The organism is Pseudomonas sp. B3(2017), from assembly GCF_002113595.1.
In the GTDB taxonomy this organism is placed as follows: domain Bacteria; phylum Pseudomonadota; class Gammaproteobacteria; order Pseudomonadales; family Pseudomonadaceae; genus Aquipseudomonas; species Aquipseudomonas ekonensis.
This window is the reverse complement of record NZ_NEIU01000033.1, coordinates 23,592-39,764: the sequence shown is the minus strand read 5'-3', so window position 1 is coordinate 39,764 and position 16,173 is coordinate 23,592. Positions and strand designations below refer to the sequence as shown.

At 67.2% G+C, this 16,173-nt stretch carries 12 protein-coding genes; 8 read left to right on the top strand and 4 right to left on the bottom strand.

The features are described 5' to 3' along the window. The 5 genes from CAG33_RS27730 to ycaC form a co-directional block, all read left to right on the top strand. Positions 1-337: DUF6124 family protein (locus CAG33_RS27730; RefSeq protein ID WP_085641238.1), on the top strand; the 337-nt coding region annotated here is incomplete at its 5' end. A 214-nt stretch (positions 338-551) separates the two neighbouring features. Next, on the top strand, positions 552-968 hold the full coding sequence (locus tag CAG33_RS27725) for a DoxX family protein (RefSeq protein ID WP_085586844.1): 417 nt from the start codon (positions 552-554) through the stop codon (positions 966-968). Beyond that, positions 961-1,587, top strand: a complete 627-nt coding sequence (locus tag CAG33_RS27720) for an antibiotic biosynthesis monooxygenase (RefSeq protein WP_085633792.1) — start codon at positions 961-963, stop codon at positions 1,585-1,587. Before CAG33_RS27725 ends, CAG33_RS27720 begins: the two co-directional genes overlap by 8 nt. A 45-nt stretch (positions 1,588-1,632) precedes the next feature. Next, positions 1,633-3,471 carry an amidohydrolase gene (locus CAG33_RS27715; protein ID WP_085633790.1) on the top strand — a complete coding sequence of 613 codons (1,839 nt, stop codon included), beginning with the start codon at positions 1,633-1,635 and terminating at the stop codon, positions 3,469-3,471. Between the two features lie 69 nt (positions 3,472-3,540). Next, the gene (ycaC, locus tag CAG33_RS27710) at positions 3,541-4,167 is read left to right on the top strand and encodes an isochorismate family cysteine hydrolase YcaC (RefSeq protein WP_085586847.1); all 627 of its coding nucleotides are present in this window, start codon (positions 3,541-3,543) and stop codon (positions 4,165-4,167) included. Between the two features lie 55 nt (positions 4,168-4,222). Here the strand turns inward: ycaC and CAG33_RS27705 are convergent, their stop codons facing one another. Further along, positions 4,223-5,239: an alpha/beta hydrolase gene (locus tag CAG33_RS27705; RefSeq protein ID WP_085641237.1), complete on the bottom strand. Its 1,017-nt coding sequence runs from the start codon at positions 5,237-5,239 to the stop codon at positions 4,223-4,225. Between the two features lie 158 nt (positions 5,240-5,397). Between CAG33_RS27705 and CAG33_RS27700 the strand changes: the two genes are divergently transcribed. Beyond that, the gene (locus tag CAG33_RS27700; RefSeq protein ID WP_085586849.1) at positions 5,398-6,297 is read left to right on the top strand and encodes a LysR family transcriptional regulator; all 900 of its coding nucleotides are present in this window, start codon (positions 5,398-5,400) and stop codon (positions 6,295-6,297) included. A gap of 404 nt (positions 6,298-6,701) precedes the next feature. Here CAG33_RS27700 and CAG33_RS28875 read toward each other — a convergent pair whose 3' ends face one another. The 3 genes from CAG33_RS28875 to gspG all read right to left on the bottom strand — a co-directional run bounded on the left by CAG33_RS28875 (position 6,702) and on the right by gspG (position 9,049). Then, a complete protein-coding gene (locus CAG33_RS28875; RefSeq protein WP_085641235.1) occupies positions 6,702-7,337 on the bottom strand; it encodes a hypothetical protein in 636 nt (211 codons plus the stop codon). A 75-nt stretch (positions 7,338-7,412) separates the two neighbouring features. After that, entirely contained in the window at positions 7,413-8,600 is a 1,188-nt protein-coding gene (locus CAG33_RS27690) for a type II secretion system F family protein (protein WP_085586851.1), read from the bottom strand. Between the two features lie 14 nt (positions 8,601-8,614). Beyond that, on the bottom strand, positions 8,615-9,049 hold the full coding sequence (gene gspG / locus CAG33_RS27685) for a type II secretion system major pseudopilin GspG (protein WP_085586852.1): 435 nt from the start codon (positions 9,047-9,049) through the stop codon (positions 8,615-8,617). A gap of 217 nt (positions 9,050-9,266) precedes the next feature. Here gspG and CAG33_RS27680 point away from each other — a divergent pair, with 217 nt between their 5' ends. Beyond that, positions 9,267-9,890: a lytic transglycosylase domain-containing protein gene (locus tag CAG33_RS27680; RefSeq protein ID WP_085641233.1), complete on the top strand. Its 624-nt coding sequence runs from the start codon at positions 9,267-9,269 to the stop codon at positions 9,888-9,890. A gap of 203 nt (positions 9,891-10,093) precedes the next feature. Then, the gene (gene mnxG / locus CAG33_RS27675; RefSeq protein WP_085641240.1) at positions 10,094-15,943 is read left to right on the top strand and encodes a manganese-oxidizing multicopper oxidase MnxG; all 5,850 of its coding nucleotides are present in this window, start codon (positions 10,094-10,096) and stop codon (positions 15,941-15,943) included. Positions 15,944-16,173: the final 230 nt, after the last annotated feature.

Below are 16,173 nucleotides of genomic sequence, written 5' to 3'. Positions count from 1 at the left end.
CCCCACGTCCCCCTACGAATCCCCCGACTCGCGCAAGCTCAACGAAGCCGCCGAGCGCGCCCTCGACCATTACCTCAACCCGATGTTCGTCCCTGAACCCGCGCTCAAGATCAGCAAGCTCTACGCCATCGCCCCCGCCGCCGACAACGAGGAACTGCTGGCCGACGCCTGCGAGACCCTGACTTCGGCCAAGGTTATGGCCAACAACTTTGCGGGGCTGCTGGACGGCCAGCACCGGCACACGGCGCAAGGCATCGCGCAACTGATCATGCTCGGCGAGCTGGCGGTGAACCGGGTGCTGGACAGCCTGGAGCTGAAGGCCGACGCGGCCCTTTGACCAGACGCAAAAACCTGTGGGAGCCAGCCTGCTGGCGATAGCAGTGGGTCAGTCGAATGTGATGCCGGCTGACACGCCGCCATCGCCAGCAGGCTGGCTCCTACAGGGCTGTGTGCGCAACACAGATGCGGTGGGCCAAGAGAGCACGTCCATTCAATTTTTCTTCATCCCGGCGGTTCATCATCCAGCCCAATGATTGATCAAGGGCTGTGCCATGAACGCTTCGCAACGGGATGAACAGGCGCAAAGCCTCGGCTTGCTGTTCCTGCGGACGGCCGGCGGGCTGTTCCTGCTGTGGGTGCACGGCTTGCCCAAGCTGCTGCACTTCAGCGAGCAGTTGCAACTGATCGAAGACCCGTTCCGGCTCGGCCCCCACCTCACGTTGCTGCTGGCGATCTTCGCCGAAGTCCTCTGCCCGCTGCTGATCGTCGCCGGTGTCCTGGCGCGATTGGCCTGCTTGCCTATTCTGTTTGTGCTGCTGGTGGCGCTGCTGCTGGTGCACCCGCAATGGAGTGTGGCCGAGGGGCAGTTCGGCTGGCTGCTGCTGATCCTCTTTTCCACGGTGCTGATCGCCGGTCCCGGGCGGCTGGCGTTCGGTGCCCGTTTGTCCGGAGTGCTCCGTTATGCCTGAAACCCAATCCGCCAAGAAACCGGGCACCGATGAAGTGGTGACCCTGATCATCAAGCATCGGGTCAAGGCCGGTTTCGAACAGCCCTATGAGGCCTGGCTGCGCAACATCGTCAGCGTGGCGGGCCGCGAGGAAGGCCACCTGGGCGTGGACGTGATGCGCAGCCGCCAAGGGGGGCTTGCGCTGTTCACCTGCGTGCTGCGCTATTGCTCCACCGAAGCGATGCAGCGCTGGCTCGATTCGCCCCAGCGCCAGGCGCTGGTGGAGGAGGCCGCGCCGATGCTGGCCGACGGCGACCAGACCGAGGTCAACCCGGTCAACGAGTTCTGGTTCGCGCCGCTGGCCGACGCCGCTTCGCCGCCGCCGCGCTGGAAGCAGGCGGTGGTGACGCTGTTGGTGATTCTGCCGCACACCTTGCTGGTGCCGCTGATCTGGGGGCCGTTGCTCAAGCTCAACGCCTTTCTCTCCAACTACGTGGTGGCGACCTTCCTGATCACCCTGACCATCGTGCTGTCGGTGGTGTACGTGTGCATGCCCCGCGCCACGCGCCTGTTCGCGCCGTGGCTGGAAGCCGGCCGGGCTCACGGGCACCACGAATCCAACGCCAACCCGCCGCGCTGAGGCGGGCGGGTTCCGATCCGTTTCACTTATGTCGAAGGAACTGCGATGAACGCCGATCTGATTCTGTTCAATGGCCAATTTCATACCGTAGACCGGGAAAACCCACGGGCCAGCGCCGTGGCGATCAAGGACGGGCGCTTCGTCGCCGTCGGCACCGATGCCCAAGCCATGGCGCACAAAGGCGCGGGCACCCAAGTGGTGGACCTGAAGGGCCGCTGCGTGATTCCCGGCCTCAACGACTCGCACCTGCACCTGATCCGCGGCGGCCTGAACTACAACCTCGAACTGCGCTGGGAAGGCGTGCCGTCCCTGGCCGATGCGCTGCGCATGCTCAAGGAGCAGGCCGACCGCACGCCGACGCCGCAATGGGTGCGGGTGGTGGGCGGCTGGAACGAATTCCAGTTCGCCGAAAAGCGCATGCCGACCCTCGAAGAACTCAACCAGGCCGCCCCGGACACCCCGGTGTTCGTGCTGCACCTGTACGACCGTGCGCTGCTCAACCGCGCCGCGTTGCGTGTGGCCGGCTACACCCGTGACACGCCGAACCCGCCGGGCGGCGAGATCGTGCGCGACGCCAACGGCAACCCGACCGGCATGCTGGTGGCGCGGCCCAACGCGATGATCCTGTACTCGACCCTGGCCAAGGGGCCGAAGCTGCCGCTGGAGTACCAGGTCAACTCGACCCGTCAGTTCATGCGCGAGCTCAACCGCCTGGGCCTGACCAGCGCCATCGACGCCGGCGGCGGCTTCCAGAACTACCCCGACGACTATCAGGTGATCGAGCAACTGGCCAAGGACGGTCAACTGACCGTGCGCATCGCCTACAACCTGTTCACCCAGAAGCCGAAGGAAGAGCTCACCGACTTCAAGAACTGGACCGGCAGCGTCAAGCTGCACCAGGGCGATGACTTTTTGCGGCACAACGGCGCCGGCGAGATGCTGGTGTTCTCGGCGGCGGACTTCGAAGACTTCCTCGAACCGCGCCCGGACCTGCCGCAGACCATGGAGCAGGAACTGGAGCCGGTGGTGCGCCACCTGGTCGAGCAGCGCTGGCCGTTCCGGCTGCACGCCACCTACAACGAATCCATCAGCCGCATGCTGGACGTGTTCGAGAAGGTCAACCGCGACATCCCGTTCAACGGTCTGCCGTGGTTCTTCGACCATGCCGAAACTATCACCCCGCAGAACATCGAGCGGGTGAGGGCGCTGGGCGGCGGCATCGCGATCCAGGACCGCATGGCGTTCCAGGGCGAATACTTCGTCGACCGCTACGGCAAGCAGGCCGCCGAATCCACGCCGCCGATCAAGCGCATGCTGGCCGAAGGCGTTCCGGTGGGCGCCGGCACCGACGCGACGCGGGTGTCGAGCTACAACCCATGGACCTCGCTGTACTGGATGGTCAGCGGCCGCACCGTCGGCGGGCTGGCGCTGTACGAAGAGGGCTTGCCCCGCGAGACCGCGCTGGAACTGTTCACCCACGGCAGCGCCTGGTTCTCCTCCGAGCAAGGCAAGAAGGGCCGGATCAAGGTCGGGCAACTGGCGGATCTGGCGGCCTTGAGCGCGGACTTCTTCAGCGTCGAGGAAGAGGCCATCAAGTGGATCGAATCGGTGCTGACCGTGGTCGGCGGCAAGATCGTCTACGGCGCCGGCGATTTCGACACGCTCGGTCCTGCCGGCCTGCCGGTGCTGCCGGACTGGTCGCCGGTGGCGAAGGTCCCCGGCCACTGGCGCCCGAACGCGCCGTTGCAGGCGCAGGTGCACCAGTGCAGCGGCCCGTGCGCCGTGCACACCCACAGCCATGAGAAGGCGCGGATGTCCAACGTGCCGGTCAGCGACTTCGCCGGCTTCTGGGGCGCGTTCGGCTGTTCCTGCTTCGCGTTCTGACCCTGACAACCCGGCGTCGGCCCGCAGGACCGGCGCTGCCCGCAACAACCATCCACCGAGGAGTTTCACATGAGCAACGTTCCCTACAAACGCCTGAACAAAGACGATGCCGTTGTGCTGCTGGTTGACCACCAGACCGGCCTGATCTCGCTGGTGCAGGATTTCTCGCCCAACGAGTTCAAGAACAACGTGCTGGCCCTGGGCGACATCGCCAAGTTCTTCAAGCTGCCGACCATCCTCACCACCAGCTTCGACAGCGGCCCGAACGGCCCGATCGTGCCGGAGCTCAAGGCGCAGTTCCCGGACGCGCCGTTCATCGCCCGTCCTGGCCAGATCAACGCCTGGGACAACGAAGACTTCGTCAAGGCGATCAAGGCCACCGGCCGCAAGCAACTGATCATCGCCGGCGTGGTGACCGACGTGTGCGTGGCGTTCCCGACCCTGTCGGCCATCGCTGAAGGCTTCGAAGTGTTCGTGGTGACCGACGCTTCCGGCACCTTCAACGAAACCGTGCAACAGGCCGCCTGGGCACGCATGTCGGCCGCCGGCGCGCACCTGCTGAACTGGTTCGCCGTGGCCTGCGAGCTGCAGGGCGACTGGCGCAACGACATGGAGGGCCTGGCCAACCTGCTGTCCGAGCGCCTGCCGAACTACCGCAACCTGATCAACAGCTACACCAAGTTCACCTCGAAGTAAGCGGCAACGAAAATGCCCGCCATTGGCGGGCATTTTTTTGCGTGATGAAAGGCTGTCAGTTCAGGTGGGTCTTGAGTTCCGCCGCAGCCTGGCGCACCGCCGCCTTGACTTCCGGGATCTGGCTCAGCGGGTTGAGCAGGCCGAAGTCGTGGATCATCCCGTTGTAGCGCACCGACGTCACCGGCACGCCGGCCGCATCCAGGTGACGGGCGTAGCCTTCGCCTTCGTCGCGCAGCACGTCGAATTCGGCGGTCTGCACCAGCGCGGCGGGCAGGCCCTTGAGCTGGTCGGCGCTGGCGTTGAGCGGCGAGGCATGGATCTGCGCACGCTCGGCCGGGTTGGTGGTGTAGTTGTCCCAGAACCACTGCATCATGCCCCTGGTCAGGAAGTGGCCTTCTGCGAACTGGCGGTACGAGCCGTTATCGAACCCGGCATCGGTCACCGGCCACATCAGCAGTTGGAAGCGCAGGGCCGGGGTGTTCTGTTCCTTGGCCTTCAAAGCGACCACCGCCGCCATGTTGCCGCCGACGCTGTTGCCGGCCACCGCCAGGCGCTTGCCGTCCACGCCGATCTCCCGGCCGTGCTCGGCCACCCATTTCGTGGCGGCGTAGGCCTGGTTGATCGCGGTCGGGTAGTGGGCTTCCGGCGACGGCGTGTAGTCGACGTACACCGCGACGGCACCGGAGCCGACCACCAGGTCGCGGATCAGGCGCTGGTGGGTCGGGAAGTCGCCCAGCACCCAACCGCCGCCGTGGAAGAACATGAACACCGGCAAATCGCCTTTGGCCTGGGCCGGGCGCACCACCTTCAGGTTGATCGTCTGGCCGTCGGCCTTGATTGCCTTGTCGCTGACTTCAACGCCGGACAGGTCGACCTTCACCGACGCCTGGGCGCCGGTCAGCACCGCGCGGGCGTCTTTGGGGCTCAGTTGCTCCAGCGGTTTGCCGCCGCCGGCGGCGAGGGCGTCGAGGAACGCCTGGGTGTTGTGCTCGACACCGGGGCTGCCGGCGGCGAACGCGTTGCCGATGGACAGGGCGAGGAGGGAGGCGGTGAGGGTGTGCTTGAGGCTCATGGTCAATTCCTTTTTCAATCGTTGGCGTTTTCTGTTGTGGGATCGGGCTGCTGCGGCGCTGGGGTTCGACCTCAGCAACACCGTGGACACAGATTATTGAAGTGCCAGGAAGTGAAAAAGCGGCTATAAAGCGTTTGACTGTCCACCATGGAGTGACAATGAACCCCTTTGAAGACATGCGTATCTTTTGCCAGGTCATGGACTCCGGCAGTTTCACGGCGGCGGCCGATCAGTTGGGCCTGTCCAAGCAGTTCGTCAGCCGCCGGCTGATGCAGCTGGAGGAGCGCCTGGGCGTGCGCCTGCTCAACCGCTCGACCCGGCGCCTGGACGTCACGCCGCTGGGGCAAAGCTACTACGAATCGGCGCTGCGCCTGCTTGGCGAAGTGGAACAGGTCGAGCAAGGCATCGCCGGGCAGACCGCCGAACCGCGCGGCACCCTTCGCCTCAGCGCGCCGCTGTCGTTTGCCGTGGCGCATCTGGGGTGCCTGCTGCCGCAGTTCCTGCAGCGCTACCGGGAGGTCACGGTGGAGGTGGACCTGAGCGACCGACCGGTGGACCTGCTGGGCGAGGGCTACGACTTGGCGCTGCGCATCGGTGTGCTGGAAGACTCCACCCTGATCGCCCGGCGCATCGCGGCCATCGAGCGGGTGTACTGCGCCAGCCCAACCTACCTGGCCGAACGCGGCACGCCGCTCAAGCCCGAAGACCTGCATGGCCACGATTGCCTGCCGTACGGCCATGGCCGTTCGGTGCAGTGGCGGTTCAACGCGGGGCCGGGCAAGCCGCTGCTGGTGAATGTGGCGGGGCGGATGCGGGTCAACAACGGTGAATTGCTGCGGGACGCGGCGGTGGCGGGGATGGGGATCACGTATCTGCCGACGTTCATCGTGGGCTCGGCGCTGAAGGACGGGCGGCTGGTGCCGGTGCTGGACGAGTTCCGGCCCGAGCCGCTGACGCTGTCGGCGGTGTACCCGCAGCACCGCCAGACATCGCGGCCGGTGCAGGCGCTGATCGAGTTCCTGCGCGAGCGGCTGGATCCGGCGCATTGCGTGCTGTGAGCGAGCGGTGATGCTGGATGGACCGGCCTCATCGCTGGCAAGCCAGCTCCCACAGTGTTTGGGTTCAACCTCGTATTTGAGAGCGACTCGTAACCTGTGGGAGCTGGCTTGCCAGCGATGGCGGCGGGTCAGGCACCGGTGATGTTGGATGGGCTGGCCTCATCGCTTGCAGGCAAGCTCCCACAGGTTTTTGTGGTGGCTGCAGATTCTGCATGCACACCGCGCATGGTGTGGGAGCCAGCCTGCTGGCGATGGCGGCGGGTCAGGCACCGGTGATGTTGGGTGGGCCGGCCTCATCGCTTGCAGGCAAGCTCCCACAGGTTTTGTGGTGGCTGCAGATTCTGCATGCACCCCGCGCACTCTGTGGGAGCGGGCTTGCCCGCGATGGCGATGGTCAAGCCGGCTCAGTTGGCGCGTTTGTCGTCGCCGGGTTCGCCGCCGACGTGGACGCCACGGTCATCGCCGGGCTCTCCGGCAGCATGCAGGCCATGGTCATCGCCCACTTCACCGGCACGATGCACACCATGGTCATCGCCCACTTCACCGGCACGATGCACACCATGGTCATCGCCGACTTCGCCAGCGCGGTGCACGCCATGGTCATCGCCCACTTCACCGGCGCGGTGCACGCCGTGATCGTCGCCGGGTTCGGCGTGGGTGCCGCTGCGGCCGGAGGAGGCGGAGTCGCCCGAGTGGCCGGAGCCATGGTCGCTGCCGCTGTGGCCACTGTTGCCGCCACTGCCGCTGCCGCCATGACTGCCGCCGTTGCCGCTGCCGCCGCTTCCTCCACCGCCGCCGCTTCCTCCACCGCCGCCGCTTCCGCCATGGCCGCCACCGTTTCCGCCGCCATTGCCGCCACCGCCGTTTCCACCGCCACCACCGCCGCCGCCACTACCTCCGCCGCCACCACCTCCACCACCGCTTCCCCCGTCCTTGGCCTGAACGCTGGCCACCCCGGACACGCTGTCCGGGATCAATACGGTGGAGGCCGACAGAACCGCGCCGATGGCCATGGCGAGCATGAGCTTTTGAATGTGCATATCGTTCTCCGTCTTGTGGGTCTGGGTTGGGAACGTGGATGTGCGTTGTCGCGTCAGTCCGACCCGTTCCCGGGGTCAGTGGATGCTTGAGGCCAGCTCGAAGATCGGGATGTACATCAGGATCACGATCACGCCGATCAGCAGGCCGATGAACGTCATGAGCAGCGGTTCGAACAGGCGCACGAACCATTCGATCCAGCGGCTGATCTCCTCGTCGTAGAAATCGGCGCTGCGTTCCATCATCTGGCCCAGGTTGCCGGACTGCTCCCCGGCACGCAGCAGGCGCAGGGACACGGGCGTCACCAGGCGGTTGAGCTCCAGCGCGGCGGACAGCGACTGGCCCTCGCGCACCCGCTCGCAGGCCTGATCCAGCCGCGTGCGCGAGGCCACGGTGAGCAGGCCGCGCACCATGCCCATGGCGGTCACCAGCGGGATCCCGCCTTGCAGCAGAATCCCAAGCGAACGGTAGAACCGCGCCAGTTCATACATGACGATCCGCTGGTGCACGGCAGGCAACCGCTCCACCCACCGATCCAGCGCCCGGCGGAACGCCGGCTGCTTCTGCAGCAGCGCAAGCGCCACGACCAGCGCCGCCAAGGCACCGAAGAATTCGCCCTGGTGCGCATGCAGGAACATCCCGCTGCCCATCAGGATCTGCGACAGCCACGGCAGGTTCGAGCCCAACCCTTCGAACACCAGGCTGAAGCGCGGCACCACGTAGCCCATCAGGAACAGCACCACGCCGCCGCCCACCACCAGCAGCAGCAACGGGTAGATCGAGGCGCTGACGATCTTCTGCCGCACCTCGTCCATGCGCTGGCGGTAGCTGACGTAGCGGCCCAGCGCGTCGCCCACCGCGCCGGTCTTCTCGCTGGACTGCACCAGCGCCACGTACAGCGGCGGGAATACCGCCGACAACTGGCCCAGCGCCTGGGAGAAGGATTTGCCTTCGTACAGCAGGCGCACCAGCTCGCTGAGGGTCTTGCGCGCGGCGGGGGCGGTCTCTTTCTCCGCCAGGCTTTCCAGCGCGTCGATCAGCGGCAGGCCGGCGTTGAGCAGGGTGGTCAGCTCCTGGCTGAACAGCACCAGGTTGAACGTCTCGCGCTGGCTCAGGCGCAACGACCGCCAGTGCCGCTCGGCGTGCAGGCTGACCACCCGCAGGCCCTGGTCCTCGGCGATGCGCCGCGCTTCGCTCTGGCCCGGCGCCTCGACGCTCAGCGACACCACTCCGGCCTTGCCCACCGCCTTCAGATGAAAACGCATGGTTCGCGCTCCACTTATTGCCAGTTGGTGACTTCGGCGTTTTCGCCGTCGCCGCCGGGCTGTCCGTCCTTGCCCATGGACAGCAGGTCATACTCGGCGTTTTCGCCGGGGTAGCGGTAGGTGTAGGCGCGGCCCCACGGATCCAGCGGCAGTTTTTTCTGGATGTACGGGCCGGTCCACTTCGCTTCGTCGCTCGGGGCGGTCACCAGCGCCTGCAATCCTTGTTCGGTGGAGGGGTAGTGACCGACCTCCAGCCGGTACAGGTCCAGCGCCTTGCCGAGGCCTTCGATCTGCGCCTTGGCGACCTTCACTTCGGAGCGGCCCAATTGGGCGAAGTACTTGGGCGCGACGATCCCGGCCAGCAGGCCGAGCACCACCAGCACCACCAGCAGTTCAAGCAGGGTGAAGCCGTGCTGGGCACGCGGTGACGAACGCAAACACCGTTTCATGATGACCTCCGTGGGCGGGCAGCCGGGTCGCTGCGAGGGCTTGCCCCAGGCTTATGCAATAGCCGTGCTCAGCCCCGGAACTTTGCCCCGGAACTTTGGCCGGGGCCTTGTGCCACGGGCCTTGCGCAAGTCGGCACAGTGCTTGCGTAAGACGGTTCCAGGACCGGTGAGTGGGGCATTTCCCCCAATTTTCAGCGCCGCTCCGGGGAGGCCCACCATGAAACCGTTCGCCACCGGATTGCTCGCCGCAGGACTGCTCGGCGGCCTGTTCCTGACCGCTGTCGCCCACGCCGATGTATTCGTCTCCGTGGACGCCAAGGGCAGCTACGTGCTGTCCAACGTCCACCGCCCCGGCCGCACTTACGAGCGGGTGATCCACGAACCCGGCAACACGCTGGCCGGCGCCGACCGGCAGCCGCAGATGATCGCTGCCCAGCCCTACGCGGAACTGGTGTCGGCGGCGGCCACGGCCAATCACCTGCCCGAAGCGTTGCTGCACGCGGTGATCAACGCCGAATCGAACTACAACCCCGGCGCCACCTCGCCCAAGGGCGCGGGCGGGCTGATGCAGTTGATGCCCGACACCGCGCGGGAGCTGGGGGTGAAGGATGTCTACGACCCCAAGGCCAACATCCAGGGCGGCGCCCGTTACCTCAAGCGCCTGATGACCCTGTTCGACAACGACATCGCCCTCGCCGTGGCCGCGTACAACGCGGGGCCCGACGCGGTGCTCAGTCGCGGCCGGGTGATCCCGCCGTTCGCCGAGACCCAGCGTTACGTGCCCAGCGTCCTGCGTCAGTACCGGCGTCTTCAGGGGCTGGCAGACGATGCGCCGCTGTAGGCCGGCGCACCGGCCTTTCCCCAACTTCGGGGCAACGGGCGAGGCCCGGAAAACCGGGGAAACGGGTGGGGAATATTCCCCGGTTCTTCAAGTCGTTGCGGCAAGTGCTTGAGAAACAAACCAATTTTTTGTGGCACGCGGATTGCTCCCAAGGCTTTGTCGAGAATCATTCCCTGCGAGCACCCACTGCGAGGTCTGTGATCATGGTAGGCATCCACCACGCTCCGTCCCTGTTGAACTGGCTGCTGTTGCTGGCCTCGATGCTCAGCGTCGAACTGGCCGGCGCGGCGGTGCGCTGCGAGCGCAACCTGGTGGCCAACGTGGTCGCGTTCGATCAGCCGCTGATGTTCAACCGCCTTGGGGCGCAGAACGTCAACGGCATGATGTTCGCCCTGCGCCGGGACGTGGTCGACGACCGCAACGTGTCCCTGGCCCAGGGCGGCGCGGCGGTGCCGGGCAAGGTCTCGCTGCGGCCCGACAAGCGTCCGCGGCCGCTGGTGCTGCGGGTGGCGGCGGGGGATTGCCTGACCGTCAACCTGCAGAACCTGCTGGCGTACCAGGCCAACCCGAACCACCACTCCGCCGAGGGCGGTGAGGACGAGGGCGAAGAGGCATTGGAGAACGCCAACGCCGGCGAGGCCTTCAAGGCCGACGAGCAGGTGGCCGACCGGCATGTCGGGTTCCAGGTCAACGGTTTGCAGGCGGTGAACGGCATCGACGACATCGCCTCGTTCACCGGCCGCAACGGCAACAGCCTGGTCGCCCCCGGCGCGAGCCGTTCCTACACCCTGTTCGCCGAGCGCGAAGGGGCCTTCGACGTCAGCAGCCGCGGCGCGACCTTCGGCGGCGAAGGGGCGGCCGGCAACAACGCCAACGGCCTGTTCGCCCAGGTGGTGGTCGTGCCCAAGGGCGGCCGCACCTACCGCAACACCGTCACCGAAGAAGAGATGCGCCTGGCCAGCACCGGCCGCACGCCGGCCGGCCACCCCGTCGTCGACTACCAGGCCCGCTACCCGCAGCGCGAACCCTGGCTGCGCGAAGGCAAAGCCGGGGCGCCGATCATCGCCATGGTCGACGGCAGCGAAATCATCTCCAGCGAAAGCGACGCCATCGTCATGGGCAGCAACCCCGACGGCAGCTTCCCGGCGGTCACCTATCCGCTGGAGTCGATGGGCAAGCGCAACCCGGCGCTGCCCAACCGGCTGGAGCCGTTCCGCGATTTCGCCGCGCAGTTCCAGGACGAGACCGCCGTCACCCAGGCCTTCCCGGCGTACTTCGCGGATCCGGTGATGGGCCATGTGCTGGAGCCGACCCGCGACTCGTTCATGATCAACTACGGGGCCGGCGGCATGGGCGCGGAAGTCATCGCCAACCGCCTGGGCGTGGGGCCGATGCACGATTGCCTGTCGTGCGCCTATGAAGAGTTCTTCCTGAGCTCGCACACCGTGGGCGACGTGGCGATGCTGGTGGACGTGCCGGCCAACGCCGGCCTTGAGAACATCGCCCCCGGCCAGACCCCGCGCGCCGATCAGGTGGGCGTGAAGGCGACCATGGCGCTGTACCCGTCGGAGCCGTCGAACGTCAACCACAGCTACATCGGGGACTTCGTCAAGTTCCGCAACACCCACAACGGTTACGAGCACCACATCTTCCACCTGCACGGCCACCAGTGGCTGTTCAACCCCAACGACGACAACTCCGACTACGTCGATGCCCAAGGCATCGGCCCGGGCGCCGGCTACACCTACGAAATCGCCAACGGCGGCTCGGGCAACCGTAACCGGGTGGCCGGGGACGCGATCTTCCACTGCCATTTCTATCCGCACTTTGCCCAAGGCATGTGGGCCATGTGGCGGGTGCACGATGTATTCGAGGAAGGCACCCGGCTTGAAGTGTCGCAGCAGGGCGCCGACGGTTTCCACAGCGAACCTTATGCGCTGCGCAGCGGCAAGCCGGCGGCCGGGGCGCGGGCGTTGCCCGACGGCGAGATCATCGCCGGCACGCCGATCCCGGCGGTGGTGCCGCTGCCCGGCAAGGCCATGGCGCCGATGCCCGGCAAGGTCGTGGTGGTGCCGAAGATCAGTGAGACCCTGGTCGCCGGCCACGACGATGACGATGAAGATGACGAAGAAGAGGATGACGACGGAGACGGGCACCACGGCGGCACCGCAGCAGGCCAAGCGGTCGGGTCGCTGGCCCTGGTGGACCGCAGCGAGGCCAACCGCAACGCCGACGGCAGCCTGAAGAACCCCGGTTATCCGTTCTGGATCGGCGGCATGGAAAGTTCGGTGGGCCAGCGTCCGCCGACCCCGCCGCTGGACATGCTCGACGCCGCCTCCGCGCAGGCGCTCAAGGCCAGCGGCAAGGCGCTGTGGGCCAACCTCGACCCGAACCAGTCGGGCGGCTGGGACGGCGGCCTGCCGCGCCATGCGCTGGACGGCAAATCCGCAGGCGGCGAGGCGCACACGGTGACCACTTCGCTGGACTTCTCCAAGGAAGTGGTGCGGGCCAAGCCGATCTATCTGCCGGAGGAGGGCACCGAGGTCGAGCAGGCCGCCATGGCCTTCCACGCGAAAAAGGATCACCCAAGCTTTGCCTTGCTGCCCGGCAACCAGGTGGTGGCCAAGGCCTTCCGCACCAACGGCGCCCTGCCGGTGGCCGGTGCGCCGTACTACGAGCCGTGCATGGACGACCGCCAGAAGCGCCTGACCAGCAGCGCCGGCAGCGGTGAGTTCGCCAGCGGCGAGCGCCTCGACGGGTTGTCGTTCGTCGGCTCGTCGACCTTCACCGCCGACCGTCCGCGGGTCTACAAGGCCGCCAACATCCAGTTCGACGCGGTGTACAACAAGGTCGGCTACCACTTCCCGCAGGCGCGCATCCTGGCGCTGTGGGAGGACGCGTGGCCGGTGATCACCAAGCAGCGTCCGCCGGAGCCGCTGGTGATGCGCATGAACACCTTCGACTGCGTGCAGTACCAGCAGACCAACCTGGTGCCGGCCGTCTATGAGATGGACGACTATCAGGTGCGCACCCCCACCGACGTGATCGGCCAGCACATCCACCTGCCCAAGTGGGACCTGACCGCCGCCGACGGTTCCTCCAACGGCTGGAACTATGAGGACGGGGTGCTTTCCCCCGGCGCCGTGCAGGAGCGCGTGCACGCCATCCGCGCCTTCAACGGCTGCGAAGGCAGCGACCCGCGCGACGGCACGCCGGCCTGTCCGAAGGCCCGTGCGCATCCGTTCTTCGGCCAATACGGGCGCAGCGACTGGCTGGGCGCGCGCACGGCGATGCAGCGCTGGTTCGTCGACCCGGTGGTGAACACCAAAGGCGTGGACCGCGGCCTGGGCACGATCTTCACCCACGACCACCTCGGCCCGTCGACCCATCAGCAGATCGGCCTGTACGCCACCGTGCTGGCCGAGCCTGCCGGTTCCACCTGGTTCCACGCCGAGACCGGCGAGCCGCTGTACAGCGGGGCGCGGCAGGACGGCGGGCCGACCTCGTGGCAAGCGGTGATCAACACCGGCGACCTCGACGGCGACGGCCTCAACGACAGCTTCCGCGAGTTCTTCCTGGAGTACAGCGACTTCCAGCACGCCTATGAAGCCGGCGTGTACGTGGGCGCCGGTCCCAACGGGATTCCCGATGCGCAGGCGTTCCCGGCCACCGCCGACAGCTTCCGCTTCGCGATCAACCCGCCGGTGCGCAACAACGCCGGCAACCTGCTCGAAGCGGTGGTCGAGGCCCGCGGCGGGATCAAGCCCGGCTGCCCGAGCCGGCCGTGCCCGCAGGCGATCTCGGTGGATGACCCCGGCATGTTCGTCGTCAACTACCGCAACGAGCCGCTGGCCCTGCGGGTGTTCGACCCGAACAAGGTCGGCCCCGACGGCAAGCGCGGCATGCAGGCCGACGGCCTGGGCGGCGACCTGGCCTACGCCATGCAGAGCCGCACCGACCGGGCGATCCCGGCGATGAACCTGGCGCCGAACCAGATCGCCTCCGCCACCGGGCCCACCGGCGGCACCACGCTGTTCCCGCCGCACATCAACAAGGGCGGCGCCGAGCCCGGCGATCCGTTCACGCCGATGCTGCGCACCTACACCGGCGACAACGTGCGGCTGCGGGTGCACGCCGGCGGCCATGAGGAAGAGCACAACGTCACCCTGCACGGCGTGAAGTGGCTGCAGAGCGGTTCCGGGTTCGGCAACAGCTCGAACTCCGGCTGGCGCGCCTCGCAGATGGTCGGGATCTCCGAGCAGATGGGCTTCATTGCGCCGGTGTCGATGCTCTCCAGTTCCGCCGCCACCACCGGGGACTACCTGTACTCGATGGACGCCTCGATCGAAGGCTACTGGAACGGCATCTGGGGCGTGATGCGCAACTACACCGCCCAGCGCAACGACCTGTTCGCGCTGCCGAACAACTCCAAGCCCACCGGCATGCGCAACACCGTGGCGTTCGACGGCACCTGCCCGCGGATCAGCGCCAACCCCAACGGCATCGGCACCCGGCCCACCGTGCAGCGCAACTATGAAGTGGTCGCGGCGCTGGCCAACGACATCCTGCGCAACCCGCTGGTGCTGGCCATCGGCGATCCGGCCGGGCTCGGCCAGCATGTCGGCGGGCCGCTGAACCCGGCCGGCGGCACGTTGGTGTTCAACTCGCGGCCGGTGAGCATTCCGCAGGTGACGGTGACCGACCCCGAGGACGGCGAGACGATCACGATCGGCGGACAGAGCGGGCCGATCCATGACCCGACCGCGATCCTCTACGTGCGCAAGTCCGACCTCGACCCGGCCACCGGCAAGCTCAAGCCCGGCGTGCCTGTGGAGCCGCTGGTGCTGCGGGCGGCGGCCGGCGACTGCATCAACATCACCCTGGAGAACCGCCTGCCCAGCGTCATGCCGGACCTGGCCCAGACCGCCATCCTGCAAGGCCTGGCCAAGCGTGACCGCAACGGCGGCGACGGCTCGACCACGTTCAACAACAACCTGCTGCGGCCGTCCAGCCATGTGGGCCTGCATGCGCAACTGCTGGCCTACGACATCACCAAGTCGGACGGCGTGAACGTCGGCGCCAACCCGATCCAGACCGTGCCGCCGCGCATCGGCAACAGCGGCGCGTACCCGACCCGTACCTATCAGTACTACGCCGGGCACCTGGAGCGCGAAGGCAAACCGGTGACGCAGCTGGGGCGCAACGTCGACAACATCAACGCCACGGCGGTGGAGTTCGGCGGCCTCAACTTCACCCCGGCGGACGTGATCAAGCAGCCGCAGAAAGGCTTGGGCGGGGCGATGAGCGTGCTGCCGATGGGCGCCACCTGGGTCGAGGACGCCCGCAAAGCGGCGGCCACGGTGACGGTGGCGGGGCAGACGGCCTACCGCGACTTCGCCATGGTCTGGCAGCGCGCCCTCAACCTGCGCTGGGCCAACGGCCGGCCGGTGGAAGGCATCGCCTCCGAAGGCCTGGGCGTGCCGAACGATCCGAAGGACAACGCCGGCATGGCCATCAACTACAAGGCCGAACCGATGTGGTACCGCTTCGGGCTGGCGCCGGACGCACCGTTCGGCCGCGCCGACGGCCATGGCTACGGCGACGTGCCGAACGCGCACATGGCCTACAGCAACGCGCTGGTGGGCGGCGATCCGCAGACGCCGGTGTTCTACGCCAAACCGGGGCAGCCGTTCCGTACCCACATCCTGATGCCCACCGGCGGCAGCCGCGGCTCGACCTTCCAGCTCGACGGGCACCTGTGGTCGGTCAACCCGTTCCTGTCGGAGAAGAGCGATGTCGGCGGCTACCCGATGAACGCGCCTGGCGTGGGTTCGGTGAAGTTCGGCTACAACCCGATGTCGATGTACATCGGCGCCCGCGAGAGCGTGCTGCCGGCGGCGCACTTCAGCTTCATGCTGCCGAGCGCCGGGGGCAGCAACGCGATACCGGGGGATTACCTGTTCCGCGACAACGCCTCGTTCGGCAACACCGCCGGGCTGTGGGGCCTGCTGCGGGTGACCAACGAGCCCGAGCCGGCGCCCGCAGGGCAATAGCGGCGCCGCACAGGTGGCTCTTCTGTAGGAGCGAGCCTGCTCGCGAAGGGCACGACGCGGATCTGGATGGTGCGGCAACTGGCGCCATCGCGGGCAAGCCCGCTCCCACAGGGTGCGGCGGTGGGCAGGTGGCTTTTCTGTAGGAGCGAGCCTGCTCGCGATGGGCACGACGCGGATCTGGATGGTGCGGCAACTGGCGCCATCGCGGGCAAGCCCGCTCCCACAGGGTG

What these genes read in the sequence shown, in the direction of transcription:
- gspG (WP_085586852.1), bottom strand. Translation starts at nt 9,049, where the DNA reads ATGAAACGGTGTTTGCGTTCGTCACCGCGTGCCCAGCACGGCTTCACC.
- mnxG (WP_085641240.1), top strand. Translation starts at nt 10,094, where the DNA reads ATGGTAGGCATCCACCACGCTCCGTCCCTGTTGAACTGGCTGCTGTTG.
- CAG33_RS28875 (WP_085641235.1), bottom strand. Translation starts at nt 7,337, where the DNA reads ATGCACATTCAAAAGCTCATGCTCGCCATGGCCATCGGCGCGGTTCTG.
- CAG33_RS27720 (WP_085633792.1), top strand. Translation starts at nt 961, where the DNA reads ATGCCTGAAACCCAATCCGCCAAGAAACCGGGCACCGATGAAGTGGTG.
- CAG33_RS27690 (WP_085586851.1), bottom strand. Translation starts at nt 8,600, where the DNA reads ATGCGTTTTCATCTGAAGGCGGTGGGCAAGGCCGGAGTGGTGTCGCTG.
- ycaC (WP_085586847.1), top strand. Translation starts at nt 3,541, where the DNA reads ATGAGCAACGTTCCCTACAAACGCCTGAACAAAGACGATGCCGTTGTG.
- CAG33_RS27715 (WP_085633790.1), top strand. Translation starts at nt 1,633, where the DNA reads ATGAACGCCGATCTGATTCTGTTCAATGGCCAATTTCATACCGTAGAC.
- CAG33_RS27705 (WP_085641237.1), bottom strand. Translation starts at nt 5,239, where the DNA reads ATGAGCCTCAAGCACACCCTCACCGCCTCCCTCCTCGCCCTGTCCATC.
- CAG33_RS27680 (WP_085641233.1), top strand. Translation starts at nt 9,267, where the DNA reads ATGAAACCGTTCGCCACCGGATTGCTCGCCGCAGGACTGCTCGGCGGC.
- CAG33_RS27700 (WP_085586849.1), top strand. Translation starts at nt 5,398, where the DNA reads ATGAACCCCTTTGAAGACATGCGTATCTTTTGCCAGGTCATGGACTCC.
- CAG33_RS27725 (WP_085586844.1), top strand. Translation starts at nt 552, where the DNA reads ATGAACGCTTCGCAACGGGATGAACAGGCGCAAAGCCTCGGCTTGCTG.